Below are 24,969 nucleotides of genomic sequence, written 5' to 3' on the forward strand. Positions count from 1 at the left end.
AGATCAGTCGACAACGCTCTCGTCATGGGCTGCTGGCCTCCGCCCAGCCAGCAGCTTGAATCAGAAATCAGCCCAAGCCGGAATCCCCAATCCGATTCCGTCTATGACGATCACGCTCTAGGCGCCGGACGCGGCCGATGCTGGTTGCATCGGCAAGTCCGGCAACGCCGCAGGGGAGGAAAAGACCCGCGGAACCGACCCGTCCGGTGTTTTCAAACGGTCTCTCACTCCTCGAAGAACTTCTCCAGCGGGTAGTGGCGTTTCACGAAGACGGATTTGATGACGACGTAGGAGAAGTATTTCTCGATGCCGATGTTGCGGGCCAGCAGGCTCTCGATGATCTCCTGGTAGTGCTGGATGCCGCGCGTGAGGAACTTCAGCATGTAGTCGTAGCCGCCGGAGACGAGGTGGCATTCCAGGATCTCGTCCACGCCGCGGATCGCGTTCTCGAAGCGGGAGAAGTCCTGCATGCGGTGGTCGGCCAGCGTCACCTCGGTAAAGATGGAGGTGGTCTCCCCCAGCTTGCGCAACTGTATGTCGGCGCCATAGCCGGTGATGTAGCCCGCCTTCTCCAGCCGCTTCACGCGCACCAGGCAGGGGCTGGCGGAAAGGCCCACGGCATCCGCCAGTTCAACATTGGTTACCCGCGCATTCTTCTGGAGGTGGACGAGAATGCGCAGGTCGATCCGGTCGAGCTTCGGGAGCCCGTTGTCCATCGTGTTGCCAGCCCCCTGTGTTGCGGCCACGGTAGATTCCACCGTGGGTGGATGACAAGCGGCAAGGGCCCTCAGTAGCCGCGGGCGCGGTCCACCAGGCCCAGCATAGGCTCCCCGCGCGCATGCCGGTCGATATTGTCGAGCACCGCGTCAACCGCGGTTTCCGGCTGGGTCATGCTGGCGACATGCGGCGTCAGCCAGAGGCGCGGATGGGTCCAGAACGGGTGTCCGGGCGGCAGGGGCTCGGGCTCCGCCACGTCCAGGATGGCGGCGGAGAGCTGCCCGGAATCGAGCGCCGCCAGCAGATCCTGCTGCACCAGGTGGCCGCCCCGGCCGGTGTTCACCAGGCAGGCGCCGCGCGGCAGCTGCGCGAGCAGGTCGCGGTCCAGGATTCCCCGCGTTTCCGCCGTCAGCGGCAGCAGGCAGACCAGGATGTCGCAGCCCGCGAGGAAGCCCGGCAGCGCCGCCGCGCCGGCATGGGTCTCCACGCCCGGGACCGCCCGCGCCGAGCGGCTCCAGGCGGAGAGCTGGAAGCCGAAGGGGGCGAGCGCCGCGAGCACCGCGCGCGACAATTCCCCGAGGCCGAGGATGCCGACACGGCGGCGCGATGCCGGATGGACGCGGATGGGCTGCCACCGCTCCGCCCGCTGCTGTCCCAGATAGGCCGGCATGTCCCGATGCAGCGCCAGGACGGCCATGGTGACGTATTCCACCATGCCGCCGATGATCCCGGGTTCCACCATGCGAACCAGGGGCAGATGCGGCGGCAGCGCCGAGAGGTCGAACTGGTCCACCCCCGCGCCGACGGAGAACACCACCTCCAGCTTCGGGAAACGCGTTGCGAGGTCAGGCGGCGGCAGCCAGGCCGCGAGGTAGCGGACCGCCTCGGGATCGCCGGTCTCCGGCCAGACATGGAAGGCGAGGCCGGGGCGCTTGCGCGCCAGGATGCGGCCCCATTCGGCGCCGCGGACCGGGTCCGCCTTGTAGACCAGCGCCATCAGCCCAGCGCCTGGCTGGCCAGGGCGAAGGAGCGTACCGCGGCGGGCGTGGATGGCGTGCCGCGGACCATGCGCGTCACCACATCCACCTCCGGCAGCCCGGCCGCCTGGAGCCAGGGGGAGAGGCCGCTGTCATCGGTCACGTCGATGCGGAGGAATTCGCCCTGCCGCTGGCCCAGCCAATGCGCGACCAGCAGCCGCGCCGCTTCCTCATCCGGCGCCACCACGGGGCCGATGACCTTGCCGCGGCCGAAGCGGCGCAGCATGGCGTAGCCGCAGGCCAGGCCGCCGCGGTCCAGCACGATGGCTTCCGCATCGCCCAGCAGCGCGGCCAGCATCGGCGCGCGCGCCATGCCGCAGGCGGCGGTGTCCAGCGCCGCGAGTACGGAGAGGTCCGCGCGCCCGGCGGGACGCAGGCGCTCGCCCGGGCGGGGCGCCTGGAAGCCGACGCTGAAGGCGGCGCCCTGGTGCTGGCGGATGGCGCCGGTGCGGGCGAAGCCCAGGCTGCGGTACAGCGGCTCCCCTTCCGGCGTCGCGTGCAGCTGGATGCTGCGCGGGCCGAGCTGCGCGATGCAGGCTTCCATCAGCCGCCGCCCCAGCCCCCGCCCCTGATGCGCCGGCGCCACGATGACCATGCCGAGCGTTCCCCATTCCCGGCCGAAGGACCAGGTGATGGCGGTGCCGACCAGCTGGCGCGCGGATTCCAGCGCGATGCCCTGGCCGATGCCGAGCGCGAAGTGCCAGTCCTCCGTCCGGTGCGGCCAGCGCACGGCGGCGGAAAGCGCTTGCGCGGCCTCCAGATCCGCTGGCAGCAGCGCGCGCATGATCGGCTGTGTATCGGCCTGCGCCTTCATCCTGACCCTCCATCCGCCACGGCAGGGTGGACCGGGGCGCGAAGCATGGGCTTCCGAAGTTCGGGCGCTTTCAGGCATTTTCCACTTCGCGATTCCCGCCACGCAGCGGCTGCCGCGCCCGCGCCGCGAAACAGCAGGATCTGCGCCGGGCCGCCCCGTGCAACACCTTCCCTGCGCCGTGACGGCGCCTAGCATGCAGGGCCACTCGATGCGGGAGCGCAGGCCATGACGAATCTCCGGCCGAAATACGTGACCTTCGACTGCTACGGCACCCTCACCTGGTTCCAGGTGGGAGAGGTGACGAAACGGCTGATGGCGGACCGCGTGCCGGAAGGGCTGATGCCGGCATTCCTGCGCGACTTCACCTGGTATCGCTTCGACCAGGTGCTGGGCGCCTGGGCGCCCTATGTCGATGTGCTGAAGGCGTCGCTGGAACGCACCTGCCGCAAGCATGGCATCAAGTTCCGGGAGGAGGATGGCCAGGCGCTGTACGAGGCGGTGCCGACATGGGGCCCGCATGCCGATGTGCCGGAGCCGCTGAAGCGCGTGGCGGCGAAGGTGCCGCTGGTGATCCTGTCCAACGCCTCCGACGACCAGATCATGTCGAACGTCGCGCTGCTGCAGGCGCCCTTCCACAAGGTCTTCACCGCGCAGCAGGCGCAGGCCTACAAGCCACGCATGCAGGCCTTCGAATACATGTTCGACATGCTGGGCTGCGGGCCGCAGGATGTGCTGCATGTCTCCGCCAGCTATCGCTACGACATCATCCCGGCCTATGGGCTGGGGGTGGCGAACACGCTCTTCGTCAATCGCGGCTATGAGCCGGAGATCCCCTATTACGGCGCCCACCAGGCGACGACGATCGAGGGCCTGGCCCAGCTGATCGGCGTGTGAGGGCGCGATGAAGCTTGCCTCCTACTGGCTGGATACCGCGAAGCCCTTCGCCGGCGCCGTGCCGGGGCCGGTGGAAGGGCGTGCCGACGTCGTCGTGGTGGGGGCGGGATTCACGGGGCTTTCCGCCGCGCTCGCGCTGGCGCGGCGCGGGGCTTCCGTCACCGTGCTGGAAGCCGGCAAGGTCGCGGCCGGTGCCTCCGGCCGCAATGGCGGGCATGTCAACAACGGCACGGCGCATGACTATGCGGGCCTGGCCGCAACGCTGGGGCCGGACCACGCCCGCGCGCTGTACCATGCCTTCGATGCGGCGGTGGACACGGTGGAGCGGATCGTGCGGGAGGAGCAGATCCAGTGCGACTTCCGCCGCGCCGGCAAGATCAAGCTGGCCGCCAAGCCCGCGCATTACGAGAAGCTGGCCCGCAGCTTCGAGATCCTGAACCGCGACTGCGATCCCGATACCGAACTGGTGCCGCGGGAGCGCATCCGCGACGAGATCGGATCCGATGCCTTCTTCGGCGGGCTGCTCTATCGCAAGAGCGCCATGATGCATATGGGCCGCTTCGGGGCGGGGCTGGCCGATGCGGCATCCCGCGCCGGCGCGCGCATCGTGGAGAATGCGCCCGTCACCGCGCTGACGCGCCTGCATGGCCATGCGCATCGCGTGGTGACGCCGAAGGGCACGATCGAGGCCGCGCAGGTGCTGGTGGCGACGGGGCCCAGCCGCGAGGGTCCCTTCGCCTGGTTCCGCCGCCGCCTTGTGCCGGTCGGTAGCTTCATCGTGGTGACGGAACCGCTTTCGCCGGCGGAGATCGACAGCATCATGCCGACGCGGCGCACGGCGACCACCAGCAAGTATATCGGCAACTACTTCCGCATCAGCCCCGACAGCCGGCTGATCTGGGGCGGCCGCGCGCGCTTCGCCATGTCCAACCCCACCGAGGATGCGAAGAGCGGCGACGTGCTGCGGGCGCAACTCGACGCCACCTTCCCGCAGATGCGCGGCGTCCGCCTGGATTATTGCTGGGGCGGGCTGGTGGACATGACGGAGGATCGCCTGCCCCGCGCGGGGGAGCATGAGGGGCTGTTCTACGCCATGGGCCTGTCGGGCCATGGCGCGCAGATGTCGGTGCATCTCGGCCAGCAGATGGCGCGCGTGATGGCGGGCGAGGCCGGTGCGAACCCGCTGGCGCGGCTGGACTGGAAGGCGATCCGCTTCAACTACGGCACGCCCTGGTTCCTGCCGCTCGTCGGCGCCTATTACGGGCTCAAGGACCGGCTGGAATAGCGGCCTGCATCAGCGCCGCCTCGTCGCGGTGGCAGAGGATCTCGGCCCCCTTGCCGAGGGCGCGGCGCGGCGGGGGCGTGACGTCGCAGAGGCCGGGCATCGCCAGGCCGCAGCGCGGGAAGAAGGCGCAGGCCGGCCGGGCGCCGATGGTCACGTCCGGCCCGCGCACGCTGCCGCGACGTTCCAGCCAGCCCTGGCGCAACTCCGGCACGGAGGAGATCAGCAGGTTGGTGTAGGGATGCCACGGCGCTTCCTGGATGGCGCGGCGGCTGCCGGCTTCCACCCTTTCGCCGGCATAGAGCACCATCACCTCGTCGCAGACGCTGCGGACCGTGTGCAGGTCGTGGCTGATGAACATGGTGGAGAGGCCGAGGTCGCGCCGCAGCCCATCCATCAGGTCGAGGATCGCGGCGCCGACGACGGTATCGAGCGCCGAGGTCACCTCGTCGCACAGGATGAGGTCGGGCTCCGCCGCCAGCGCGCGGGCCAGGTTCACGCGCTGCTTCTGGCCGCCTGACAATTCGCCGGGTTGCCGGCCGGCGACGGAAGCGGGCAGTTGCACCAGGTCCAGCAGCCGCTTCACCCGCGCATCGGCCGCCGCGCCCTTCACGCCGTGGAAGAAGGCGATCGGCCGGCCGAGAATGGCGGCGACGGAACTGCGCGGGTTCAGCGCGGTATCCGCGCTCTGGAACACCAGTTGGATGCGGCGCAGCTGCGCCGGCGTGCGGCGGGCCAGGGCCGGCGGCAGCGTTGTGCCATCCAGCACCACCGCGCCCCGCGCGGCGGGCAGCAGCCCGGCGATGACGCGCGCCAGGGTGGATTTGCCGCTGCCGCTTTCCCCGATGACGCCGAGGGAGGAGCCGCGGCGGATGGTGAAGTCGATGTCGCGCAGCACGGGCAGGGCGGGGACGCCGGCGGCATCCGCGCGGCCATAGCCGGCGGTCAGGCCCCGCACCTCCAGCAGGGGTGGCGCATCGGGCGCGGCGGCGGCGCCGCGGGGCGTGGGCGCGGCCGCGGCCGCGGCCAACAGGCTTTGCGTATAGGGATGCTTGGGCGCGGACAGGATCTCGCCCGTCGGCCCGATCTCCTGCATCTCCCCGTTGCGCAGCACCAGGATGCGGTCGGCCATCTGCGCGACCACGGCGAGGTCATGGGAGACATAGACGGCGCTGGTGCCGCTGCCCTTCACCACCTGCTTGAAGGCGCGCAGCACCTCGATCTGCGTCGTGACGTCGAGCGCGGTGGTGGGTTCATCCAGCACCACCAGCTCCGGCTCCGCGATCAGGGCCATGGCCGCCATCAGCCGCTGGAGCTGGCCGCCCGAGACCTGGTGCGGGTAGCGCGCGCCGATGCGGGTGGGATCGGGCAGGGCGAGCGCGCGGAACAGCGCGACGGCGCGCGCCTCGGCCGCCGCCGTGCTGCCGATGCCGTGCAGCATCGCCATCTCCGTCACCTGCGCCATGATGGTGAGCGACGGGTTGAAGGAGGCGGCGGCGGATTGCGCGACGTAGGAGACGCGGCGGCCGCGGAAGTCGCGCAGCGCCGACTTCGACAGGCCGAGGACATCCGTGCCGCCGAGCCGGATGCTGCCGCCGGCGATGTGGCAGCCGGGCTTGGCGTAGCCCAGAAGCGACAGGGCGATGGTTGTCTTGCCCGATCCGCTTTCCCCGATCAGGGCCAGGACCTCGCCCTTCGCCAGGGTGAAGGAGGCATCGCGGACGATCGGCACTTCCTGCCCCGCCGCGTTACGGGCGCGGACCTCGAGGTTGCGGACCTCCAGCAGGGGCGGGGTCAATGCCCGTCCCCTTCGCGCCGGCCGCCGCCGAGCACGTCGATCGCCAGGTTCACGCCGATGGTGAGGGAGGCGATGGCGAAGGCGGGCATCAGCACCGCGGGCGCGGCTTCATGCAGCCCGGCCATGTTCTCCCGCACCAGCGATCCCCAATCGGCGTTGGGCGGCTGCACGCCGAGGCCGAGGAAGCTCATCCCCGCCAGCAGCAGCACGATGTAGACGAAGCGCAGGCCGAAATCGGCCAGCACGGGACCGATGATGTTGGGCAGGATCTCCGCGCGCACGAGGTAGAGCGTGCCCTCGCCGCGTGCCCGCGCCACCGTCACGAAATCCTGCGCATTGACCGTGACGGCCAGCGACCGCGCGATGCGGTAGGCGCCGGGCGTGTAGATGATCCCGGCCATCAGGATCAGCACGGGCACGGAGGAGCCGAAGGCGGCGACGACGACGAGGGCGAACATCTTGCTCGGGATGGAGATCAGCGTATCCAGCGCCCGGCTGATGGCGCCATCCACCAGCCCGCCCCAGACGGCGGCGCACATGCCGAGCATGAGGCCGCTGCCGCTGGCGATCATCGCCGCGACCAGCGCGACGCCCACCGTGTAGCGCGTGCCATGCAGCACGCGGCTCAGCATGTCGCGGCCGAGATAGTCGGTGCCGAGCGGGAATTCCGCGCTGACGGGCAGGAAGACCTCCATGTCCACGATCTTGCCGGCGGGATGCGGCGCCACGGCCGCGCCGAAGACTGCCATGGCGACCCAGAAGGCGAGGATCAGCAGGCCGAGGATCCCGGCGAGGGAGAGGCGCCGCATCATTGGTGTCGCAGCCGAGGGTTGGACAGGATGGCGACGATGTCGGCCGTGGTGACAAGCACCAGGTAGGCGGCGCAGAACAGCATGGCGCAGGCCTGCACCACCGGCAGGTCGCGCTGCGCGACGCCATCCACCATCAGCTTGGCGACACCGGGGTAGTTGAAGATCGTCTCCACGATGATGACGCCGCCCAGCAGGTAGGAGAGGCTGAGCGCCACGGCGTTGGCGATGGGGCCGATGGCGTTCGGCAGGGCATGGCGCAGCACGACGCGCAGCGGGCTGACGCCCTTGAGGACCGCCATCTCCACATAGGGTGCGCGGAGCTGGTCGATGATGGCGGCGCGCGTCATGCGCACCATCTGCGCGACGATGACGCAGCACAGCGCGAAGACCGGCAGCGCGAAGACGCGGAAGAACTGCGCGACGGAGGTGATGTCCGCCGTGGTGGACAGCGCCGAGAGCCAGCGGAGCTGCACCGCGAAGACGATGACGGCTGCCGTGGCCACCAGGAACTCCGGCACGGAGACGACGGAGAGCGTCAACATCGACACCGCGCGGTCATAGGCGCTGCCACGATACATCGCGGCCGTGATGCCGATGGTGAGCGCGAGGGGCACGGAGACCGCCGCCGTCGCCGCCGCCAGCATCAGGGAATTGGGCAGGCGCGATCCGATCAGCTGCGCGACCGGCATGTTGCTGGCCAGCGAACGGCCGAAATCGCCGGTCGCCAGGCCCTGCAGCCAGGCGAGGTAGCGAAGATGGCCCGGCAGGTCGAGGCCGAGCCGCGCGCGCAGCCCGGCCACCGTCTCCCGCGTCGCGTACTGCCCCAGCAGTTCCTCCGCCGCGTCGCCCGGCAGCAGGCTCGTGATGGCGAAGATCGCCAGCGAGACCAGCAGCAGGGAGACGATGCCGAGGCCGAGCCGGGCGGCGACCAGCCTCAGCATGGGCACCGCCCCGCCATCTCAGCCCTCCAGCCAGACATGCTTGGCGAAGTCGAAGCCCATCAAGTTGCCGACCGGGATCGGCGACAGGCCCCGCAGCCGGCTGACATGGCCGTCCAGCATGGATTGGAAGACCGGGATGCCGATGCCCGACTCGTTGTGGATCATCACCTGCATGTCGGCATACATCTGGCGCCGCCGCGCCTCATCCGTCTCCGCCCGCGCGGCGGAGAGCAGCTGGTCGAATTGCGGGTTCTTCCAGCTGCTCTCGTTCCAGGCCGCGTCGGACTTGAAGAAGAGCGTCAGCAGGATGTCGGCGGAAGGCCGCGGGTTGATGGCGCCGAAGCCGAGCGGATGCTTGAACCAGTGGTTGGACCAGTAGCCATCCGCGGGCACGCGCCGCACCTCCAGGTTCATGCCGATGCGGGAGCCCGTCTGCTGCATGACCTGCGCCATGTCCACGGAATTCGGCGCGGCCGGCGAACAGACCAGCGGCAGCGAGGTGGAGCCGACGCCGGATCGCTGGAAGTGGAAGCGGGCGCGATCCAGGTCGAAGGGCCGCTGCGGCAGGCCGGCGAAGTGGAAGCGGTTGGTGGGGTCGATCGGCTGGTCGTTGCCGACCACGCCGTAGTTGCGCAGGATCGCGGTGCGCATCTGCTCCCGGTCGAACATGTGCTTCATGGCCAGCACGAAGTCCGGGTTGCTGGCGGGCGACATGTCGAGCCGCATGACGAGGTTGGTGTAGTAGCCCGACTTCGTCTCGAACACCCCATGCCCGGCGGCCTGGGTGATGCGGCGGACGGAGCGCGGATCGACGCCCGCGATCAGCTGCACGTCGCCCGACAGCAGCGCATTGACGCGCGCCTGCTCATCCGGGATGCCGATGAACTCGACCTCGTCCAGGTGCCCCTTGCCGGCCTGCCAGTAGTTCGGGTTGCGCTGCGCGATGGACCGCACGCCGGGCTGGAATTCGCGGCAGGTGAAGGCGCCAGTGCCGATGGCGGTGGAGAAATCCGTCGTGCCGGCCTTGATGATGTGGAAGTGGAAGGTCGCCAGCACCACGGGCAGGTCGGCATTCGGGCTGTCCAGCGTGATGCGGACCTCATCCGGCGCGGTCGCCACGATCTCCGTCATCGGCATGGCGAGCGAGCGGGCCCGCGAGGCCGTGGCGGGATCCTTGTGCCGGTTGAGGGAGAAGACGACGTCCTCCGCCGTCAGCGGCTTGCCGTCATGGAAGGTGACGCCGCGGCGCAGCTTGAAGGTCCAGACCTTCGCCCCTTCCTGCTGCCAGCTTTCCGCAAGCGCGGGCCGCGGCGTCAGGCTGCCGTCGAAGGTGGTGAGCCCGTCATAGAACATGTTGCAGCGGGCATAGTCGGTGGAGAGCGACTGCTTCGCCGGGTCCAGCGTATCGGCGGTGGAGGTGGAAGTGCCGGAGACGCGGATGCGCCCGCCGCGCCGCGGGGTCTGCGCCACGGCTTCCTTCGCCGCGCCGAAGATGCCGCCCGCGGTGGCCGCCGCCATGCCGCCGGCGCCGAGCATGCCGAGCAGGTCGCGCCGCGTGGCGCCCCGGCGCACGGCATCCAGCACGCGGGCCTGGTCGGCCTGTCCGAGAAGTTCCAGTTCGTTGCTTGCCATCCCTGCCTCCTTGGCCGGCCTTCGCCGGCGTTGTCGTCGATCTAGGTCTGTCGCGGTGTCGTCCTTGCCAGCGCGCGGTCGAGCAGGCCGAGGCCTTCGTCGAGCTGCGCGTCGGTTGTCACCAGCGGTGCGAGGAAGCGGATCACGTTGCGGTGGACCCCGCATTTGATGACCAGCAGCCCTTCGTCCCGCGCCGCATCGATGATGGCCTGGGCCATGGTGGCATCCGGCTTGCGGGATGCGCGGTCAGCCACGATCTCGATCGCCTGCATGAAGCCGAGGCCGCGGACATCGCCGATCACGGGGTAGCGCTGGGCCAGCGATTCCAGCCCCGCCTTCAGCCGTTCACCCAGCGCCGCGGACCGTTCCAGCAGCCCATCCTGCTCGAAGGCATCCAGCACGCCGAGCGCGGCCGCGCAGGCCAGCGCGTTGCCGCCATAGGTGCCGCCGAGGCCGCCTGGCGCGGGCGCATCCATGATGGCCGCGCGCCCGACGACGCCGGAGAGCGGCAGCCCGCCCGCCAGGCTCTTCGCCACCGTCACCAGGTCCGGCTTCAGCCCGGCCTGTTCATAGGCGAAGAGCGTGCCGGTGCGGCCGAAGCCCGACTGGATCTCATCCATGATGAGGAGGATGCCGTGGCGATGCGCGATTTCCTGCAGCGCCTGCAGGAAGGAAGACGAGGCCGCGAGGAAGCCGCCATCGCCCTGAACGGGCTCGATCAGGATCGCCGCCACGCGTTCGGGCGCCACATCGGTGGCGAAGACTTCGTCCAGGGCGGCCAACGCCGTCGCGTCATCGACGCCGCGATAGGGATTGGGGAAGGGCGTGTGGAACACTTCGGGTGCGAAGGGGCCGAAATTCTGGCGGTAGGGCGCGCTCATTCCCGTCAGCGTCGTGCCCAGCAGCGTGCGGCCGTGGAAGCCGCCGCGGAAGGCGATGATGGCGGGGCGATTGGTGTGGGCGCGGGCGATCTTCACCGCATTCTCCACCGCCTCCGCGCCCGAGGTGAAGAAGGCGGCCTTGTAGTCGTCACCCCCGCCGACCAGCGCGCAGAGCCGCCGGGCGAGATCGACATAGGGCGCATAGGCCGCGACCTGGAAGGCGGCATGGGTGATGCGGCCCAGCTGCGCCTGCACCGCGGCCACGACGCGGGGATGGTTGTGGCCGAGGTTCAGCACCCCGATGCCGCCGACGAAATCCAGGTAGCGGCGGCCATCGACATCCCAGACCTCGCTGCCCTCGGCGCGGTCCAGCACCAGCGGATGCGCTGTCAGCACGCCACGCGGCACGTGGCGCGTGCGATCCTCGATCACGGCGGCGGTCCTCTCGCGCGTCTCGGACATCGGGTCTTTCGTCCTGCCTGATATCGGAAGCCTAGGGTCGGGACGGCGGCGCGATACGCTTCAATTCGGGGCCGGACAGTGGAAGTGGCATGTCGCGCCACCCCCCTGCCGCAGAAGATTCTGCGGTGTTCAGTCCGCCGTGGCGCCGGAGGCCCGCACCAGCGGCCCCCACAGCGCCGTCTCCTCCCGGACATAGGCGGCGAAGCGATCGGGGCCGTAGCCCGGCATGGTGGGGGTGCCGAGTTCCGCCAGCCGCCCGGCGACCACGGGATCGGCCAGCGCATGCTGCACGGCGGCCGCCATCCTCTCCTGCACCGGGCGCGGGGTGGCGGCCGGGCCGAACAGGCCGAACCAGGAATAGGCGGGGTAGTGCGGCACGCCGGCTTCCCGCAGCGTCGGCACATCCGGCATGACGGGGGAGCGTTCGTCGGAGGTGACGAAAAGGCAGCGCACCGTGCCCGCCTGGTGGTGCGGCAGCAGCAGGCCGGTGATGTCGTGCATGAAGTGGATCTGGCCCGCGACCAGCGCCGTGATCGTCTCCGCCCCGCTGCGATAGGGCACATGCACGGCCCGCGCGCCGATGCGGGTGACGAAATTGGCGCTGGCCAGGTGGCCGGTGGCGCCGATGCCGTTGCTGCCATACTGGTAGCGATCGGGTGCGGCGCGCAGTGCCTCGATCAGCGCGGCGGGGGTGCGGGGTTCGAAATCCTTCGTCGTCACGGCCAGCACCAGCGGCACGAAGACCGTGGCCGCGATCGGCGCCAGGTCACGGATCGGGTCATAGGGCAGGCGGCGGTACAGCGCGGCCGCGATGCCGATGGAGGAGAGGGTCGCATGCACGAAGAGCGACCCGTCCGCGGGCCCCTTCGCCACCACATCCGTGCCGATGGTGCTGCCCGCGCCCGGCCGGTTCTCGATCACCAGGGGCTGGCCCAGGTATTCCGTCATCCGCGGCACCAGCATCCGCAGCGTGACGTCGGTGCCGCTGCCGGGGCCGAAGGGCACGATGATGCGGATGGGCGCGCCGGTCTGCGCCAGGGCGGGGCTGGCGAGCGCCAGGCTGGCCAGCAGATGGCGGCGGCGGAGCGGGGGCAGCGTCATGCGGGCGGTCCTTGGGCGAAGCGGCTGATGTGGAAGGGCTCGATGGGGATGCCGGCGCTGCCGGTCGCGATCAGCTCCGCCATGGTGGCGCCGACGCCGGGGCCGAGCTGGAAGCCATGGCCGCAGAAGCCGAAGGCGTAGAACAGGCCGGGGACCTTGCCGCTCGGCCCCATCACCGGGATGTCGTCCGCCATGTAGCCCTCCACCCCGCTCCAGGTCCGGATGATGGACAGCGCGCGGATCGGCGGCAGCAGCCGCGCGAGGTGCGGCAGCTGCGCCAGCGTGTTCAGCGGGTCCAGCCGCGCGCGCCTGGTGTCGAGCGAGGCTTCGCTTCGCGCGCCGCCGCCGAAGACGATGTTCCCGCGCTTCACCTGGCGGAGATAGACGCCTTCCTCCTTCACCGTGGTCGCGATGCCCATGACCGGGGCGATGCGGTAGGGCATGGGCTCCGTCACGCCCATCTGCGGCGCGGCCGGGGTGATCGGCACGGGCTCCCCGAAGGCGGCCGCCATCCGCCCGCCCCAGGCGCCGGCGGAGATCTGCAGCAGCGGCGCGCGGAAGGTGCCGATCGCCGTCTCCACGACGAAGTCCCCGGCGGATTTCGCGATGCCGAGCACCGCCGCGCCCTCATGCACCACCGCCCCCGCGCGCCGCGCCGCGCGGGCGAAGGCGGGGGCGGCCAGGCGCGGATTGGCGTGGCCATCCAGCGGCGAATGCGATGCCATCCGCGCCGCCGGGGAGAGGTAGGGAAAGCGGTCGCGCAGCGCGTTGCCGGTGATGAGGTCGAGATCGAGCCCCCATTCCCGCGCCGCCGCCGCATGCGCCACCAGCCTTGCCTCATCCTCCTCCCGGAAGGCGATGCGGAGATGGCCGGAGGGGAGGAATTCCGCATCCTCCCCGATGATGCCGGGCAGGTCGCCCCAGATGGCGCGCGACCGGTTGGCCAGCGGTAGTTGCGGCAGGAAGCGGCCCTGGCGGCGGACATTGCCGAAATTCGTGCCGCTGGCATGGCTGCCGACCAGGTCCCGTTCCAGCAGGATCACGGACAGGCCGCGCTGACGCAGGAAGAAGGCGGTGGCCGTGCCCATCAGCCCGCCACCCACGATGATGACGTCGGCCTGGTTCATGGCGCGGCCTCCGTCGCCAGGGGCAGCGGCTTGACCGGGGCGGCGCCGCGCAGCCGGCCGGCCTGCGCCACCGGGATCCCGCAGGCGGCGGCCAGCACCTCCGCCGCCGCGGGGCCGCACATGCGCCCCTGGCAGCGGCCCATGCCGGTGCGGCTGAAGGCCTTGGCGCGGTTCACCTCCGGCGCGCCGTATGCGCCGCCGGCCTGGCGCAGCGCGCCCGCGGTGATGGCCTCGCAGCGGCAGACCAGGGTTTCGTCGGGCAGGCCCGGGGCGAGATGCGCGGGATAGGGAAAGGCGCGCTCCAGGCCGCGGCGGAAGCGCGTCATCCCCGCCAGGCGCCGGCGCAGCGTGACCATCTCCAGTTCATCCACCGCCAGGCCGGCATCGCGCAGCGCGGCGCAGGCGGCGAGCCGCCCGGCCAGTTCCGCCGCATCGGCGCCGCGGATCTGCGCCCCGTCGCCTGCCAGGTACACGCCCGGCACGCTGGACCGCCCATCCCCATCCGTCACCGGCAGCCAGAGCCGGGCGCCGCGATCGAAGGCGAAGGCGCAACCGGCGAGGTCCGCCAGCTGCGTCTCCGGCCGCAGCCCGTAGCCCATGCCGATGCCGTCGCAGGCGGTGCGGTGCTCCATCCCCGCCCCGTCCCGCCAGCGCAGCGCCGCGACGCGACTCTCGCCTTCCACGCCCAGCGGCGTGATGCCGGTGGCGATGCGGACGCCGGCCCGTTGCAGCGCGACCGTATAGGCCAGCCCGCGCGCCAGCAGGCCGGGGCGGGCGGCCAGCCAGGGCGCCGCCAGCACGCGCTTCGCGAAGGCGCTGGTATCCAGCACCGCCCGCACCGCCACGCCCGCCTTCAGGTATTGCCAGGCCACGAGGTAGAGGAGGGGCCCGGTGCCGAGGAACACCGGTTCCCTTCCGATCACGCAGCCCTGCGCCTTCAGCGCGATCTGCGCGCCGCCGAGGCTCGTCACCCCCGGCAGGGTCCAGCCGGGCAGGGGCATGATGCGGTCGGTGGCGCCGGTGGCCAGGATGAGGTGCCGGAACGGCAGGGCTTCGTGCTGGCCGGCGCGGTTCACCAGCAGCGTGCCGTCCCGGATCGCCCAGACCAGCGTCCCCGGCCGCCAATCCACCCGGGCGTGCAAGGCCTGCGCGGCTTCGTGCAGCGCGCGGGCCTTGGGGGCTTCCGCGCCGTACAGCGCCTCCGGCGGGCGGCGGAAGCCTTCGGGCTGGCGGCGGTAGATCTGGCCGCCATCGCGGGCGGATTCCTCCACCACGGTCGGGCGGATGCCGGCGGCCACCAGCCGCTCCGCGGCGCGGATGCCGGCGGGCCCGGCGCCGACGATGACCACGCCGCCCCCCGTCACGGCCATGGCGCGGCACCGGTCAGGATGCGCATCCCCGCCTCCGCCGGGGTGGAGCAGGCGCGCAGTCTGGCACCGGCTTCCGTCCAGACCCAGCAATCCTGGCAGGCGCCCATCAGGCAGAAGCCGGCGCGGGGGCCATCGCCGAACTCGCTGTCCCGCAGCCGGGCGCCCGCCACCAGCAGCGCGGTCAGCAGCGTATCGCCGGCCAGCGCCGTGACTTCCCGCCCATCGACGGAAAGGCGGATCGGGGGGCGGTCGGCCTCCGCCACGCGGTGCAGCAATCCTGTCATGCCACCACGCTCGGCGCGGCCGCGCCCCGCTGTCCAATCGGCAATCGGCCCTGTTGCATAAGGCCGCCCTATGGGTGGACCATCACCCCATGAACGCCCGCCAGATCGAGGTCTTCCGCACCATCATGCGCCTCGGCACGCTGACCGGCGCGGCGCAGGCGCTCAACGTCTCCCAGCCCGCGCTCAGCCAGCTGCTGCTGCATGCCGAGGATCGCCTGGGCTACAAGCTGTTCCGCCGGCTGCGCGGGCGCCTGGTGCCGACGCCGGAGGCGCTGCAGCTCTACCCCGAGGCCGAGCGCCTGCACCGGGACATCGAGGGCTTCCGCCGCTTCGCGGAGGGGCTGCGCGACGGGGAGGCCGGCTCCGTCCGCCTCGTCGCCTCCGCCCCGCCGGCGCTGTCCTTCCTGCCGCGCGCGCTGCGCGACTTCCGCTCCGCGGTGCCGGGCGTGCGCGTCTCCGCCTCCGTCGTGCCGGTGAAGGTGGCGATGGAGATGATCGCCCGCGACGAAGCCGACCTCGGCGTGGCGATGAGCGACGTGCCGGCGCCGCTGGTGCAGGCGGAGACGGTGGGGCGGGCGGAGATGGTCTGCGTCCTGCCGGCCGGCCACCGCCTGGCGCGCCGCCGCACCATCGGCCCCGCCGAGCTGGCGGAGGAACCGCTGATCTCCTACCGCCCGGACAGCCTGCCGGGCCAGGTGCTGGCGCAGGCATTCGGCCGGGTGGGGCTGGCCTGGCGCACGGCGGTGGAGATCGACGTCTCCATCATCGCGCTGTCCTTCGTCCAGCAGGGGATGGGGGTGGCGGTGGTGGACGGGCTGATACCCTGGAGCAGCCATCCCGGCCTGGTGATGCGCCCGTTCCGCCCCGCCGCGAGCCTGCCTATCGCGGTGCTGACCGGCACGCGCCGCCCGCTGTCCCAGCAGCAGGAATTGCTGCGGCGCGGGCTGCGCGCGGCGGTGGCGGCGCATGCGGCGGATGCCGCATCCCGCGGGCTGATCACCCCCGCATAAGCCGCCCTTATCGGTCTTGGCCGAATTGCTCTTGGACACGCGGCGCCCGCGCGGGCGTGCTGGCGCGGTTCAGGAACGGGGGTTGCGGCGCATGGGCTGGCGCATCGGTGTCGATATCGGCGGCACCTTCATCGATTTCTGCGCGCTGGATGACGCGACCGGCGCCATGCACACGCTGAAGGTGCTGACCACGCCGGACGAGCCGGGGCGGGAGGTGCTGGAAGGCGTCGGCCTGCTGCAGTCCCGCCACGGGTTGGACCCCGCCGCCGTGACGGCCTTCGTGCATGGCACCACCGTCGGCATCAACACCGTCATCCAGCGCAAGGGCGCGCCGCTTGCCCTGGTGACCAATGCGGGGTTCGAGGATGTGGTGGAACTCGCCCGGCTGCGGATGCCGGAGATGTACAGCCTGTTCTGCGCGCGGCCGGACCCGCTGATCCCGCGCGACCGCATCTTCGGCGTCCCCGGCCGCATGCTGGCCGATGGGTCGGTGGCGGAGGCGCTGGACGAGGCCGCGCTGCGCGATGCCGCGGCGAAGGCGCGCGCGGCGGGGGCCTCGGGCCTCATCCTCTCATTCCTCCACAGCTACCGGGACCCGGCGCAGGAACGGGCGGCCAAGGCGATCATCCAGGCCGCGGAGCCCGGGCTCTTCGTGTTCTGCGGGGCGGAGATATGGCCGGTGATCCGCGAATACGAACGCACCACCACCGCCATCCTGAACGGCTATGTCCACCCCCGCGTGGACCGCTACCTCGCCTCGCTGGAAGCGGCGCTGGCGGCGCGCGGCGTGGCGGCGACGCCGATGATCACCAAGTCCAATGGCGGCATCATGCGCGCCGCGCTCGGCCGCAGCGCCTGCGTCTCCATGCTGCTGTCGGGCACCGCATCGGGCGTGATGGGCGCGGCCTTCCTGGCGCGGGCGGCCGGCGTGGGGCGCGCGCTCACGCTCGATATCGGCGGCACCAGCGCCGATGTGGCGCTGATCCTGGACGGGCAGCCGCAATTCGGCACGGGGGAGATGATCGGCGAGTTCCCGCTGCATGTGCCCTCCGTCTCCGTCTCCTCGATCGGGGAGGGGGGCGGGTCCATCGCCAGCGTCGATGGCTTCGGCATGCTGACGGTGGGGCCGGAAAGCGCGGGATCGACGCCCGGGCCCGCCTGCTACGGCCGCGGCGGCGACCGCGCCACCATCACCGATGCGCTGGCGGTCTGCGGGCTGCTCGGCCATGTGCCGCTGGCCTACAGCTCCGTCACCATGGATCGCGGCCGCGCCGCGGCGGTTGTCGGCCACCTCGCCACCAGGCTCGGCCGCACGGCGGAGGAGACGGCGGAGGCCATCGTCGATGTCGCCGTCTCCTCCATGTTCGCGGAGGTCAACAAGCTGGTCGCCCGCTACGGGGTGGATCTGCGGGACTTCACCCTGCTGCCCTTCGGCGGCGCCGGGCCCATGCTGGGCTGCCTGCTGGCGCGGGAGCTCGGCATCGCGCGCGTGATGATCCCGCGCCGGCCCGGCGTGGTCAGCGCGCTCGGCGGGCTGATCGCGGATGCCAAGACCGATGTGGTGCGCACCCTGTTCCTGGAGCTGGAGGCCGCCAACCTGCCCGCGCTGCGGGCGGCGCTGGCCGCGCTGCGGGCGGAGGGCGAGCGCTGGCTGCGGGATGACCAGCGCTACGAAGGGCCGGTCGCGCTGCGCCTGACGGCCGACATGCGCTATCGCGGCCAATCCTTCGAGATCGAGGCCCCGCTGGAGCCCGCCTGGATCGAGGCCGGCGATATCGCCGCGCTGCGCGGGGCCTTCGACCGCCAGCACCACGCCATCTACGACTTCCACGATGCGGAGGCCGCGATCCAGGTGGTGAATCTCCGCCTGGTCGTCATCGGCGCCACCGCGCCGCCGCTGATGCCGGAGGAACCGCCGGTCGAGGGCCCACCCGCGCCCGAGCGCCTGGTGCGCGCCTGGCTGGATGGCGCCTGGCGGGAGGTGCCGCTGTTCCTGCGCGCCACGCTCCGCCACGGCCACGCCTTCCACGGCCCGGCGATCGTCGCGCAGGAAGACAGCACCGCCATCATCCCCGCGGGCTTCGCGGCGCATGTCGATGCCCTCGGCAACCTCCACCTCTCGGCAGAGGCGTAAGGCGATGGACAAGGTCACGCTCCAGGTCTTCTCCAACCACGCGCGCGCGGCGGCGGAGAACATGGCCTACACGCTCTACCGCACCGCCCATTCGACCTTCGTGAAGGAGACGGAGGATTTCACCGTCCAGATCCTGGAACCCGGCGGGCAGGTCGCCGCCGTGCCGATGGATTTCGGCGCCACCTGGTATCCCGGCATCGACTACGGCGCGGCGATCGGCATGATCGATGGCTACGAGCCCGGCGATATCGGCTTCACCAACGACCCCTATAGCGGCTTCCTGGCGACCCATGTCCCCGACCTGCACATGTGGAAGCCGATCTTCGAGGATGGGGAGATCCTCGCCTGGGCCTGCGGCCATATCCACAACACCGACATGGGCGGCGCCGTGCCCGCCAGCCTGTCCCGCACGCTCACGGAAGTGCACCAGGAAGGCATCCGCTTCCCGCCGATGAAGATGGTGGCGCGGGGGGAGCTGAACGAGCAGGCGCTGCGCATCATGCTGCTGAACGTGCGCAAGCCCGAACAGAACCTCGGCGACCTCAAGGCCTTCCGCGGCGCGCTGGACACGGGCGAGCGCAAGCTGCGCGCGATGATCCGGAAATTCGGGCCGGAGGGCTTCCGCCGCAACATCGCGGGGCTGCTGGACTATGCCGAGCACCAGGCGAGGGAGGCGCTGCGCTCCATCCCCGATGGCGAATACCGCTTCGCCGATTACTGCGACGAGGATGGACCGGATGGCAACCCGGTGCGCCTGGCGCTGCGCCTGGTGATCAAGGGGGATGAGGCGGTGCTGGACTTCACCGGCACGGATCCGCAGCTGACTTCGGCATTGAATGTGCCGACAGGCAGCCATCCACGGCATACCCTGCTGCTGGTGGGGGTCTACTATGTCCTCTACACGCTGAACCCGAACCTGATGCTGAATGCCGGCCTGACGCGCCCCTTCACCTGCATCGTGCCCGAGGGCACGGCCCTGAACCCGGTCTTCCCCGCCGCGGTCGGCATGCGCAGCCTGACCTGCGCGCGGCTGCGCAGCCTGATCTTCGGCGCCTTCTCCCTCGCCATGCCGGAACGCATGCCGGCGGCGCCGGCGGGCAGTTCCTCGATCCTCAACGTCATGACGACGGACAACCGCACGCGGCGCAGCGTGCTGGCCGCCATCAACCCCATCGTCGGCGGCGGCGGCGGCATGCCGACCCGCGATGGCACGAACGGGTCGGGCGCCGACAGCGCCTACCTCAAGAACACACCCGTCGAGATCACGGAGACGGAGGTGCCGATCCGCATCCTCCGCTACGGGCTGATGCGGGACAGCGGGGGCGCGGGGCGCTGGCGGGGCGGGCTGGCGACGGCGCTGGATTTCACGGTCTTCGCGCCCAATTCGCGCGTCACCGCCCGCAACCGGGACCGCTGCCGGTTCCGGCCCTGGGGCACGCTGGGCGGCAAGGCGGGCGCGCCGTCCGACTTCGTGCTGAACCCGGGCACGCCCCGGCAGAAGGTGCTGGGCAACATCGACCTCGTCACCATGGATCCGGGGGATGTCCTGCATATCCACTCCCCCGGCGGCGGCGGGCGTGGCGACCCGCTGGCGCGGGAGCCCGCGCGGGTCGCGCAGGATGTGCGGCGCGGCTATGTCTCCGCGGAGGCGGCGGCGCGCGACTATGGCGTGGTGCTGCGGGACGGGGAGGTGGACGAGGCGGCGACGGCGGCGCTGCGCGCCCGCCTGCCGGCGCCATCGGGCGCCCATTTCGACCTGGGGCCGGAGCGGCTGGCGCATGAAGGCATCTGGACAGAGGAGGCCTATGGGCAAATGACGGCGATCATGCAGGACCTACCGACCCATTGGCGCTTCTTCGTGAAGGCCCGGCTGTTCGACCTGCTGCGGGAGCCCGCCGCGGATGGCGCCGCGGCGGTGCGCGCCGCCTTCGAGGCGCTGCGCCAGCGCTACCCCGGGCTTGCCGCCTGATGGTCGGCACCCGGTACCTCGACCCGGTCGAGAGCGATGCGACGCTGCCGGAGGCGGTGGACCTGGTCGTGATCGGCGCGGGCATGATCGGCGTCGCGGCGGCCTATGCGGCGGCCAAGGCGGGGCATTCGGTCGCGCTGCTGGAGAAGGGCGTCGTCGCCGGGGAGCAATCCAGCCGCAACTGGGGCTGGTGCCGCGTGCTGAACCGCGATGAGCGGGAGATCCCCCTCATGCAGCACAGCATGGCGCTGTGGGACAGCCTGCCGGCGGAGATCGGCGCCGATATGGGCTTCCGGCGGGCGGGCCTGACCTACGTCACCAAGGACCCCGCTCAGCTGGCGGGGTGGGAGGCCTGGCTGGAGAAGGCGCGGCCCTACCAGCCGACGGCGCGGATGATCGATGCGGCGGAGGCCAGGCGCCGCACGCCGGGGAATGAGCAGGATTGGATCGGCGGCGTCGTCTCCCCGCATGATGGCCGGGCGGAGCCCGCGAAGGCGGCGCCGACGCTGGCCCGCGCGGCGCGGGGGCTTGGCGTCTCGCTGCACCAGAACTGCGCGGTGCGCGGGCTGGACACGACGGGCGGGCGCATCAGCGGCGTCTTCACCGAGAAGGGGCGCATCCGCTGCCAGTCCGTGGTGCTGGCCGGCGGGGCCTGGGCGTCCATGTTCCTGCGCCGGCACGGCATCGACATGCCGCAATCCTCCGTCCACAGCACCGTCTTCGCCACCACGCCGGCGAAGGTCCAGGTCAGCCCCGGCCCGCTGCTGACGCCCGACTTCATCCTGACGCCGCTGCCCGATGGCGGCTACCTCGTCGCCGCCAAGGCGCGCGGAAGGCTGGAGCTGACGCCCGCCGGCATCCGCTACGCCCGCCAGTTCCTGCCGGCGCTGCGCGCCAACTGGAAGCTGGTGGAGCTGCGCTTCGGGCGATCCTTCTTCGAAGGGCCGGATGCCTGGCATGGCCGCTGGTCCTTCGACGCGCCGACGGTGTTCGAGCGCATGCGCGTGCTCGACCCCGCGCCCAAGATGTCGATCATCGAGCCCTCTCTGCGGGAGATCGTGGCGGCCTATCCGGAACTCGCGGGCATCCAGGCCGCGCGGATCTGGGCGGGCTGGATCGATTCGACGCCGGATGCGGTGCCGGTGATCAGCCCGGTGGAGGCGCTGCCGGGGCTGGTGGTCGCAGCCGGCTTCAGCGGCCATGGCTTCGGCATCGGGCCCGGGGCGGGGCGGCTGGCCGCCGACCTGGCGACGGGCGCGCCCTGCATCGTGGACCCCGCGCCCTTCACGCTGAAGCGCTTCGCGCCGGGCGCGCCGCGCGCGCAGGGCAGGGCGGGGATCTGACGGTCAGGGCGCGCCGATGCGCCCATTCGGCGAAGAGCGGGTCGGCCGCATCGGACATCGGAGGGACGGCGACGTCCCGCCGGGCGGGGTGTTGTCGTGGCCGGCGCGCCCCGCCTAGGCTGCGCGCCGGCAGGGCATGTCGGGCGCGCTGAATCGCCGCCGCATTTCTCATGACCCGTCGAACCCCGGCAGGGGGCGTTTGAGCGGGAGGGCAGGCATGCAGCTGGCGGACAAGGTCGTCCTGGTGACGGGCGCTTCGAAGGGCATCGGCGCGGAGATCGCGCGGAGACTCGGTGCGGAAGGGGCGACGGTCATCGCGCATTGCCATCGCGATGTTGCGGGTGCGCGCGCCGCGCTGGCGGGCCTGCCGCCCGGGCGCGCGCATGTGATCGCGGCCGACCAGGCCGATCCGCGCAACATGGATCGCCTCTGGCAGGACGCCCTGGCGGTGGCGCCGCGCATCGACTGCGTCGTGCTGAACGCCGCCATCTTCATGGGCTCGGGCGGCATCGAGGACGACATCGAGGCCTGGGAGCATGCCTGGGACACGCAATGGCGCGTCAATGTCGCCTCGCCGACACGCCTGATGAAGCATGCCGTCAACCACTTCGTGGAGCAGGGTGGCGGCGTGGTGATCACCATGTCGTCCTGGGTCGCGCAGCGCGGTTCCGGCAGCCAGTCGAGCATCGCCTATGCGGCCAGCAAGGCGGCGGTGAAGGCCGCGGCGCAGACCGTCGCGCGCCACTACGCCAGGGCGGGCGTGCTGTCCTACATCGTCGCGCCCGGCGTGGTGGGCACGCAGATGAGCATCGACGCGGCGGCACTCAGCGGCGGGGTGGAGAAGGTCACCGCCGGCCTCGCCATGGGGGAATGGGTGCCGCCGGCGGAGCTGGCGGAACTCGTGGCCTTCCTGGCCACGGGCCGGCTGCGCCACATGAATGGCGCGACCCTGGACGTCAACGGCGCGAGCTATATCCGGTAGCCGACATCGCCCGCGGCGACTGCGGCGCGGCCCCGAGAACGGGAAGGGCGCGGGCGCGCCAGGGCGGCCCGCGCCACGGCATCAGGCCTGGCTTTTCGCCGCGTTGATCCGATCGACCCAGCTGCGGCCATTCGGCGCCTCGGCCAGGATGGCGTCGTAGCTGCGCAGCGCGATCGCCTTGAAGGGGGCGAGGTCGGGCTCGGTCACCGCCACGCCGCGGGCGCGCACGGCGGCCAGGCCTTCGACATTCAAGCGGTCATGCGCGGCGAGGCCGAACTGGATCGCCTCCTTTGCCGCCGTGCGCAGGATGGCCTGCACATCGGCCGGCAGGGCGCGGAAGCGTGCCTGGCTCACGGCGAAGACCGTGGTGGACTGGTGGATCTTGGTCAGCGCGTAGTGCTGGATGACTTCCACGAAGCGGTCCGCCACGACGGCGTCGGAGGAAATCTCCAGCGCATCAACGACGCCGTTCTGGAGGGCCAGGAACACCTCGCCATAGGCCATCGGCGTGGCCTGGGTGCCGAGGACGCGGTACGCCTCCACGAAGCCCGGCGTCTGCAGCACGCGGATCTTCAGCCCCTGCAGATCCGCCGGCGTGCGGATCGGGCGGCGGGAGGCGATGTTGCGTTCGAAGATCGCGCCGAAGCCGAGACCCGTCATGCCGAGCGGCTCGAGCAGCGCGAGCATGTCCTCCCCGACCCGCCCCTGCAGGACGCGGTTCGCCTGCGGATGATCGTCGAAGGCGTAGGGCAGCGACAGCACGCGGAAATCGCGCACGACGGTTTCCAGCGAGGAGCCGCCGACGAAGGCGCCATCGATCACGCCGGTACGGAGCGACTGGATCAGGCGCCCCTCATTGCCGGCGGCGCCGCCGCCCTGGATGTTGACCGTGACGCGGCCGTTGGTGCGCTGCGCCGCCAGTTCCTTGAAGCGATCGAAGATCACCTGGTAGGCGCTGGTGGCGCTCAGCACATGGCCGAGGTTCATGGTGATGCCCTGGGCGCGCGCCACGCCCGGCGCGGCCAGTGCGATGGATGCGGTGGCGATGCCAAGGCCGCGGCGGGTCATGGTCGTCATGTCGTTGGTCTCCTCTCCCGGGGTTGTCCTACCGCACCAGCGCGAGGCTGAGCGCGGGCACGTAGGTGATGATCGCGAGGTTCAGCAGCAGCACGACGAGGAAGATGACCAGCGGGCGCATCAACTGCTCCATGCTGATCCGCGCGATTCCGCAAGCGACGAACAGGTTCACGCCAACCGGCGGCGTGACCATGCCGACCGCGAGGTTGACGATGACGATGAGGCCGAAATGCACGGGATCGATCCCGAAGGCGATCGCGACGGGCGCCAGGATGGGGGCGAGGATGATGATGGCCGCGAAGGTCTCCATGAACATGCCGACCACCAGCAGGAACAGGTTGACGACCAGCAGGAAGACGAGCGGGTTGGAGGAGACGTCGGAGAGCGCGGCCGCGATCTTCTGCGGCGCCTGCAGCAGCTGCAGCGCGTAGCCGAACATGGCGGCGAAGCCCACGATGATCATGACGACGGAGGCCGTCAGCGCCGAATCGGCGAAGATCCTCGGGATGTCGCTGACCTTGATCTCCCGGTACACGAAGAGGCCGAGGATGAGCGCATAGGCGACGGCGACGACGGCGGCTTCCGTCGGCGTGAAGATGCCGCCGTAGATGCCGCCCAGGATGATCACCGGCATCAGCAGCGAGAGGAAGGCGCGGCGGAAGGCCGCGGCCAGGTTGCCGGCGTATTCCGCCAGGCTGAGCCGCGCCCTTGCGCCATGCCCGGCCACCATCGCCACCAGGCTGGCCGTCAGCATCAGCGACAGGCCGATCATCACGCCGGGCAGGATGCCCGCCAGGAAGAGGTCGGTGATTGAGACGCCCGTCAGTACCGCGTAGATCACCATCGGCACGGATGGCGGGATGATGACGCCGAGTTCGCCGGAGGAGGCGACGACGGCCGCGGAGTAGGGGCGGGGATAGCGCTGGCGCTCCATCTCCGGGATCAGCACGCCGCCGATCGCGGCAGCGGTGGCGGCCGAGCTGCCGCTGATGGTGGCGAACAGCATCGAGGTGAGCACGACCGCGGCCGCGAGGCCGCCCGGCAGCACGCCGACGACCGCCACGGCGAAGCCCACCATGCGCTTCGCGATGCCGCCCACCTGCATCACGCGGCCCGCCAGCACGTAGAGCGGCAGCGCCATCAGCGCGAAGCTGTCCAGGCTTTCGAACACCACCTGCGGGATCGCGATCAGCGGGATGCCCGTGCCGATCAGGGTCGGCAGCGGCGCGATGCCGAGGGCGAGGGAGATCGGCAGGCCGCCTGCGAACAGGACCGCCAGCAGCAGAAGTGCGGCACCCATCG

21 protein-coding genes are annotated in these 24,969 nt (G+C 71.1%); 7 read left to right on the top strand and 14 right to left on the bottom strand.

From position 1 onward, the window contains the following. Positions 1-224: 224 nt before the first annotated feature. From JJI54_RS29145 to JJI54_RS29155, 3 genes are all read right to left on the bottom strand, one after another. Positions 225-716: an Lrp/AsnC family transcriptional regulator gene (locus JJI54_RS29145; RefSeq protein ID WP_203076951.1), complete on the bottom strand. Its 492-nt coding sequence runs from the start codon at positions 714-716 to the stop codon at positions 225-227. Positions 717-787: 71 nt separating this feature from the next. Further along, a complete protein-coding gene (locus tag JJI54_RS29150; RefSeq protein ID WP_203076952.1) occupies positions 788-1,714 on the bottom strand; it encodes a 2-hydroxyacid dehydrogenase in 927 nt (308 codons plus the stop codon). After that, positions 1,714-2,568 carry a GNAT family N-acetyltransferase gene (locus JJI54_RS29155; protein ID WP_203076953.1) on the bottom strand — a complete coding sequence of 285 codons (855 nt, stop codon included), beginning with the start codon at positions 2,566-2,568 and terminating at the stop codon, positions 1,714-1,716. Before JJI54_RS29155 ends, JJI54_RS29150 begins: the two co-directional genes overlap by 1 nt. A 225-nt stretch (positions 2,569-2,793) precedes the next feature. On the opposite strand from JJI54_RS29155, the gene JJI54_RS29160 reads away from it, so the two are divergent. Beyond that, positions 2,794-3,462 carry a haloacid dehalogenase type II gene (locus tag JJI54_RS29160; protein WP_203076954.1) on the top strand — a complete coding sequence of 223 codons (669 nt, stop codon included), beginning with the start codon at positions 2,794-2,796 and terminating at the stop codon, positions 3,460-3,462. A gap of 7 nt (positions 3,463-3,469) precedes the next feature. Beyond that, entirely contained in the window at positions 3,470-4,747 is a 1,278-nt protein-coding gene (locus tag JJI54_RS29165) for an NAD(P)/FAD-dependent oxidoreductase (RefSeq protein WP_203076955.1), read from the top strand. Here the strand turns inward: JJI54_RS29165 and JJI54_RS29170 are convergent. The 9 genes from JJI54_RS29170 to JJI54_RS29210 form a co-directional block, all read right to left on the bottom strand. Continuing rightward, entirely contained in the window at positions 4,728-6,542 is a 1,815-nt protein-coding gene (locus tag JJI54_RS29170; RefSeq protein ID WP_203076956.1) for an ABC transporter ATP-binding protein, read from the bottom strand. The two genes, JJI54_RS29165 and JJI54_RS29170, sit on opposite strands and share 20 nt — an antisense overlap. Further along, complete coding sequence (locus JJI54_RS29175; RefSeq protein WP_203076957.1) at positions 6,539-7,354, bottom strand: ABC transporter permease; 816 nt, start codon at positions 7,352-7,354, stop codon at positions 6,539-6,541. Before JJI54_RS29175 ends, JJI54_RS29170 begins: the two co-directional genes overlap by 4 nt. Next, positions 7,351-8,295 carry an ABC transporter permease gene (locus JJI54_RS29180; protein WP_203076958.1) on the bottom strand — a complete coding sequence of 315 codons (945 nt, stop codon included), beginning with the start codon at positions 8,293-8,295 and terminating at the stop codon, positions 7,351-7,353. The genes JJI54_RS29175 and JJI54_RS29180 overlap by 4 nt, the downstream gene beginning before the upstream one ends. An 18-nt stretch (positions 8,296-8,313) precedes the next feature. After that, positions 8,314-9,927 (bottom strand): ABC transporter substrate-binding protein, encoded by a 1,614-nt coding sequence (locus tag JJI54_RS29185; protein WP_203076959.1) that lies wholly within the window; start codon positions 9,925-9,927, stop codon positions 8,314-8,316. A gap of 41 nt (positions 9,928-9,968) precedes the next feature. After that, positions 9,969-11,270: a 4-aminobutyrate--2-oxoglutarate transaminase gene (gabT, locus tag JJI54_RS29190; protein ID WP_203076960.1), complete on the bottom strand. Its 1,302-nt coding sequence runs from the start codon at positions 11,268-11,270 to the stop codon at positions 9,969-9,971. 129 nt (positions 11,271-11,399) lie between these two features. Then, complete coding sequence (locus JJI54_RS29195) at positions 11,400-12,371, bottom strand: Bug family tripartite tricarboxylate transporter substrate binding protein (RefSeq protein ID WP_203076961.1); 972 nt, start codon at positions 12,369-12,371, stop codon at positions 11,400-11,402. After that, the gene (locus JJI54_RS29200) at positions 12,368-13,498 is read right to left on the bottom strand and encodes an NAD(P)/FAD-dependent oxidoreductase (protein WP_203076962.1); all 1,131 of its coding nucleotides are present in this window, start codon (positions 13,496-13,498) and stop codon (positions 12,368-12,370) included. The genes JJI54_RS29195 and JJI54_RS29200 overlap by 4 nt, the downstream gene beginning before the upstream one ends. Further along, complete coding sequence (locus tag JJI54_RS29205) at positions 13,495-14,868, bottom strand: FAD/NAD(P)-dependent oxidoreductase (RefSeq protein WP_203076963.1); 1,374 nt, start codon at positions 14,866-14,868, stop codon at positions 13,495-13,497. Before JJI54_RS29205 ends, JJI54_RS29200 begins: the two co-directional genes overlap by 4 nt. Continuing rightward, on the bottom strand, positions 14,859-15,152 hold the full coding sequence (locus JJI54_RS29210; protein ID WP_203076964.1) for a (2Fe-2S)-binding protein: 294 nt from the start codon (positions 15,150-15,152) through the stop codon (positions 14,859-14,861). Before JJI54_RS29210 ends, JJI54_RS29205 begins: the two co-directional genes overlap by 10 nt. 89 nt (positions 15,153-15,241) lie before the next feature. On the opposite strand from JJI54_RS29210, the gene JJI54_RS29215 reads away from it, so the two are divergent. The 5 genes from JJI54_RS29215 (at position 15,242) to JJI54_RS29235 (ending at position 22,590) form a co-directional block, all read left to right on the top strand. Then, positions 15,242-16,162 carry a LysR family transcriptional regulator gene (locus JJI54_RS29215; protein WP_203076965.1) on the top strand — a complete coding sequence of 307 codons (921 nt, stop codon included), beginning with the start codon at positions 15,242-15,244 and terminating at the stop codon, positions 16,160-16,162. Positions 16,163-16,253: 91 nt separating this feature from the next. After that, the gene (locus JJI54_RS29220) at positions 16,254-18,296 is read left to right on the top strand and encodes a hydantoinase/oxoprolinase family protein (RefSeq protein ID WP_203076966.1); all 2,043 of its coding nucleotides are present in this window, start codon (positions 16,254-16,256) and stop codon (positions 18,294-18,296) included. Between the two features lie 4 nt (positions 18,297-18,300). Continuing rightward, positions 18,301-20,265, top strand: coding sequence for a hydantoinase B/oxoprolinase family protein (locus JJI54_RS29225; protein ID WP_203076967.1), 1,965 nt, complete (start codon positions 18,301-18,303; stop codon positions 20,263-20,265). Further along, the gene (locus JJI54_RS29230) at positions 20,265-21,608 is read left to right on the top strand and encodes an NAD(P)/FAD-dependent oxidoreductase (protein WP_203076968.1); all 1,344 of its coding nucleotides are present in this window, start codon (positions 20,265-20,267) and stop codon (positions 21,606-21,608) included. Before JJI54_RS29225 ends, JJI54_RS29230 begins: the two co-directional genes overlap by 1 nt. A gap of 217 nt (positions 21,609-21,825) precedes the next feature. Beyond that, positions 21,826-22,590 carry an SDR family NAD(P)-dependent oxidoreductase gene (locus JJI54_RS29235; protein ID WP_203076969.1) on the top strand — a complete coding sequence of 255 codons (765 nt, stop codon included), beginning with the start codon at positions 21,826-21,828 and terminating at the stop codon, positions 22,588-22,590. A gap of 81 nt (positions 22,591-22,671) precedes the next feature. On the opposite strand, the gene JJI54_RS29240 is transcribed toward JJI54_RS29235, so the two are convergent. Both JJI54_RS29240 and JJI54_RS29245 read right to left on the bottom strand, forming a co-directional pair. Then, positions 22,672-23,667, bottom strand: coding sequence for a TRAP transporter substrate-binding protein (locus JJI54_RS29240; RefSeq protein ID WP_203076970.1), 996 nt, complete (start codon positions 23,665-23,667; stop codon positions 22,672-22,674). 28 nt (positions 23,668-23,695) lie between these two features. Next, the gene (locus JJI54_RS29245; RefSeq protein ID WP_203076971.1) at positions 23,696-24,967 is read right to left on the bottom strand and encodes a TRAP transporter large permease; all 1,272 of its coding nucleotides are present in this window, start codon (positions 24,965-24,967) and stop codon (positions 23,696-23,698) included. Positions 24,968-24,969 lie beyond the last annotated feature (2 nt).

The organism is Falsiroseomonas ponticola, from assembly GCF_016805305.1.
In the GTDB taxonomy this organism is placed as follows: Bacteria; Pseudomonadota; Alphaproteobacteria; order Acetobacterales; family Acetobacteraceae; genus Falsiroseomonas; species Falsiroseomonas ponticola.

What these genes read in the sequence shown, in the direction of transcription:
- JJI54_RS29145 (WP_203076951.1), bottom strand. Translation starts at nt 716, where the DNA reads ATGGACAACGGGCTCCCGAAGCTCGACCGGATCGACCTGCGCATTCTC.
- JJI54_RS29150 (WP_203076952.1), bottom strand. Translation starts at nt 1,714, where the DNA reads ATGGCGCTGGTCTACAAGGCGGACCCGGTCCGCGGCGCCGAATGGGGC.
- JJI54_RS29155 (WP_203076953.1), bottom strand. Translation starts at nt 2,568, where the DNA reads ATGAAGGCGCAGGCCGATACACAGCCGATCATGCGCGCGCTGCTGCCA.
- JJI54_RS29160 (WP_203076954.1), top strand. Translation starts at nt 2,794, where the DNA reads ATGACGAATCTCCGGCCGAAATACGTGACCTTCGACTGCTACGGCACC.
- JJI54_RS29165 (WP_203076955.1), top strand. Translation starts at nt 3,470, where the DNA reads ATGAAGCTTGCCTCCTACTGGCTGGATACCGCGAAGCCCTTCGCCGGC.
- JJI54_RS29175 (WP_203076957.1), bottom strand. Translation starts at nt 7,354, where the DNA reads ATGATGCGGCGCCTCTCCCTCGCCGGGATCCTCGGCCTGCTGATCCTC.
- JJI54_RS29180 (WP_203076958.1), bottom strand. Translation starts at nt 8,295, where the DNA reads ATGCTGAGGCTGGTCGCCGCCCGGCTCGGCCTCGGCATCGTCTCCCTG.
- JJI54_RS29185 (WP_203076959.1), bottom strand. Translation starts at nt 9,927, where the DNA reads ATGGCAAGCAACGAACTGGAACTTCTCGGACAGGCCGACCAGGCCCGC.
- gabT (WP_203076960.1), bottom strand. Translation starts at nt 11,270, where the DNA reads ATGTCCGAGACGCGCGAGAGGACCGCCGCCGTGATCGAGGATCGCACG.
- JJI54_RS29195 (WP_203076961.1), bottom strand. Translation starts at nt 12,371, where the DNA reads ATGACGCTGCCCCCGCTCCGCCGCCGCCATCTGCTGGCCAGCCTGGCG.
- JJI54_RS29200 (WP_203076962.1), bottom strand. Translation starts at nt 13,498, where the DNA reads ATGAACCAGGCCGACGTCATCATCGTGGGTGGCGGGCTGATGGGCACG.
- JJI54_RS29205 (WP_203076963.1), bottom strand. Translation starts at nt 14,868, where the DNA reads ATGGCCGTGACGGGGGGCGGCGTGGTCATCGTCGGCGCCGGGCCCGCC.
- JJI54_RS29210 (WP_203076964.1), bottom strand. Translation starts at nt 15,152, where the DNA reads ATGACAGGATTGCTGCACCGCGTGGCGGAGGCCGACCGCCCCCCGATC.
- JJI54_RS29215 (WP_203076965.1), top strand. Translation starts at nt 15,242, where the DNA reads ATGAACGCCCGCCAGATCGAGGTCTTCCGCACCATCATGCGCCTCGGC.
- JJI54_RS29220 (WP_203076966.1), top strand. Translation starts at nt 16,254, where the DNA reads ATGGGCTGGCGCATCGGTGTCGATATCGGCGGCACCTTCATCGATTTC.
- JJI54_RS29225 (WP_203076967.1), top strand. Translation starts at nt 18,301, where the DNA reads ATGGACAAGGTCACGCTCCAGGTCTTCTCCAACCACGCGCGCGCGGCG.
- JJI54_RS29230 (WP_203076968.1), top strand. Translation starts at nt 20,265, where the DNA reads ATGGTCGGCACCCGGTACCTCGACCCGGTCGAGAGCGATGCGACGCTG.
- JJI54_RS29235 (WP_203076969.1), top strand. Translation starts at nt 21,826, where the DNA reads ATGCAGCTGGCGGACAAGGTCGTCCTGGTGACGGGCGCTTCGAAGGGC.
- JJI54_RS29240 (WP_203076970.1), bottom strand. Translation starts at nt 23,667, where the DNA reads ATGACGACCATGACCCGCCGCGGCCTTGGCATCGCCACCGCATCCATC.
- JJI54_RS29245 (WP_203076971.1), bottom strand. Translation starts at nt 24,967, where the DNA reads ATGGGTGCCGCACTTCTGCTGCTGGCGGTCCTGTTCGCAGGCGGCCTG.